The sequence below is a fragment of the Acinetobacter sp. ANC 5414 genome, from assembly GCF_013004295.1.
In the GTDB taxonomy this organism is placed as follows: domain Bacteria; phylum Pseudomonadota; class Gammaproteobacteria; order Pseudomonadales; family Moraxellaceae; genus Acinetobacter.
Genome location: NZ_JABERM010000018.1, coordinates 1 through 2361 on the forward strand (window position 1 = coordinate 1; position 2361 = coordinate 2361).

A 2361-nucleotide genomic window follows, 5' to 3' on the forward strand; every position below is an offset into this window, starting at 1 on the left:
TCTGCTACATAAATGGATTCGCCAGTCCAGATCAATGGTCCCGGCATTAAAAAGCCCACCCAGTCCACAGACCGACTTTCTTCCCGTCATTCTTCACCCGACTCCAGTCAGACAAGAAACACCTCCACCACCTGTGCCGGAGAAGAATGCTGTCGCTCATATCAGGATTCCATTGCATAAGGAACAAGGTTCCGCAAGGGATCAGATGATCGAGATCGACTGGCCGGTGGAGTCGGCAAAGGAATTACTGCCTTTAATTCAGGGCTTGATCAAATGATCCGTATCGATGAAATCTGGCTCTCTACCCAGCCGATGGATATGCGTGCAGGTATGGATACGGCCATGGCTCAGGTGCTGAGAGCCTTTGGCTATATCAAACCGCATTGTGCTTACCTGTTCTGTAATAAACGTGGCCATCGCATGAAAGTGCTGGTGCATGATGGACTGGGTATCTGGCTGTGTGCCCGGCGGCTGGAACAGGGCAAATTTCACTGGGCTCAGGTTCACCAGGGTGAAACCGTGGCGATCAGCCCGGAACAGTTACAGGCACTGATCCAAGGTTTAGCTTGGCAGAGAATCGGACTGCAGCAAGTGGTAACAATGCTCTAAACCAAGCTCATCCATTCTGCTATTCTCCAAACGTTTTATTTACACATATTCATGATCTCAGCCATACTGTGGTCATGAATACGCTGCCTGATTTAAGCCAACTGACCCATACACAACTGCTGGAATTTACCCGGCAGTTGGCGATTCAGCATCAGTCTCTAGCGCAATCAAATCAACAGTTAGATACCAAGGTTCAACATCTAGAAGTATCAAATCAACAATTAGATGCCAAAGTTCAACATCTTGAAGCATGCAACCAACATCTCTCTATTCTCACGCAAAAATACGAGCATGAGCTCGCACTATTTAAACAGCATAAATTCGGCAGTAAAAACGAACATCTAACCGCAAAACAAATCCACCTATGGGACGAAGCGGTTGAAGAAGATATCGCAGCGGTTGATCTGGAACTGGAACGACTGAATGCAGCTAAAACCGATGCAGCTGCGCAGAAAGCCACAGCCAACAAACCTAAACGTCGACCATTACCAGATCATCTACACACCATCCGTATTGAGCATGAACCTGCATCGACAGAATGTGCCTGTGGCTGTGCCTTGCGTCGTATCGGTGAAGATATCAGTGAAAAACTGAATTTCAGACCGGCACAGTTCTATAAGGAACAGCATGTGCGTGGCAAATGGGTCTGTGACCAGTGTGACACACTGACCCAACAAGCGATGCCAGCCTATGTGATTGATAAAGGCATTGCCAGTCCTGAACTGCTTAGCCATGTACTGGTGTCTAAATATGCCGATCATTTACCGCTGTACCGGCAACGTCAAATCTTTCTACGCGTAGGTGTTGATCTGTCCAGATCAACCTTATCTGACTGGATTGGTCGCTGTGGTGTAGAGTTAGAACGCCTAACCGATGCATTAAGAAAGGTGATCCTACAGCAAGCGGTGATTCATGCAGATGAAACACCCGTCACCATCATGCGGATGGATGATAAAGATAAAAAACCGAAGAAAGGTTATGTCTGGGCTTATGCAACAACCCAATATAATCCAGTTCAAGCCGTGATTTATGACTTTCAAGACAGTCGCTCTGGTGAACATGCCGAAGCCTTTCTAAAAGATTGGCAAGGTCATCTGGTCTGTGATGATTACAGTGGCTACAAAGCACGCTTTAAATCAGGCCAGGTCATTGAGGTGGGCTGCATGGCACATGCACGACGTAAATTTCATGAGTTGCATGTGACCGGGAAAAGTCAGATTGCAGAACAGGCTTTGTTCTTGATTCAGAAGCTGTATGCGATAGAGGCTGAAATAAGAAAAAATACCGACGGTACAGCAGAACAACGCTATAAGTACCGGCAACAGTATAGTCAAGCTGTTATGCAGCAACTCTATGAATGGCTGACACAACATCAACTTGCAGTACCCTCAAGCTCTGCAACTGCTAAAGCTATTAATTACAGCCTAAAACGTTGGGAAGCCTTAAGCCGTTATCTAGATGATGGCAATCTGCCTATTTGCAATAATTGGGTCGAGAATCAAATGCGGCCTTGGGCTTTGGGGCGTAAGAACTGGTTATTTGCAGGTTCGCTGCGCAGTGGTCAGCGAGCGGCAAATATCATGACTTTAATCCAGTCAGCAAAACTGAATGGGCTGGATCCGTATGCCTATTTAAGTGATGTACTGAAAAGGCTGCCGACACATAAAGTGACCCAAATAGAAGAATTACTGCCACACCGTTGGAAACCTGAACCCCGTTAAAACATAGCAATGGGGTTCAGCGGATGCTTAC

2 protein-coding genes and 1 pseudogene are annotated in these 2361 nt (G+C 46.6%); all 3 read left to right on the forward strand.

Annotation, left to right across the window (positions count from 1 at the left end):
• Positions 1-277, forward strand: a pseudogene (locus tag HLH18_RS15850) (IS66 family insertion sequence element accessory protein TnpB); the annotation flags it as partial.
• The gene (gene tnpB / locus HLH18_RS10885; RefSeq protein WP_004669045.1) at positions 274-609 is read left to right on the forward strand and encodes an IS66 family insertion sequence element accessory protein TnpB; all 336 of its coding nucleotides are present in this window, start codon (positions 274-276) and stop codon (positions 607-609) included. The pseudogene HLH18_RS15850 and the gene tnpB, both read left to right, overlap by 4 nt.
• 74 nt (positions 610-683) lie before the next feature.
• Positions 684-2330 carry an IS66 family transposase gene (gene tnpC / locus HLH18_RS10890; RefSeq protein ID WP_171546851.1) on the forward strand — a complete coding sequence of 549 codons (1647 nt, stop codon included), beginning with the start codon at positions 684-686 and terminating at the stop codon, positions 2328-2330.
• Positions 2331-2361 lie beyond the last annotated feature (31 nt).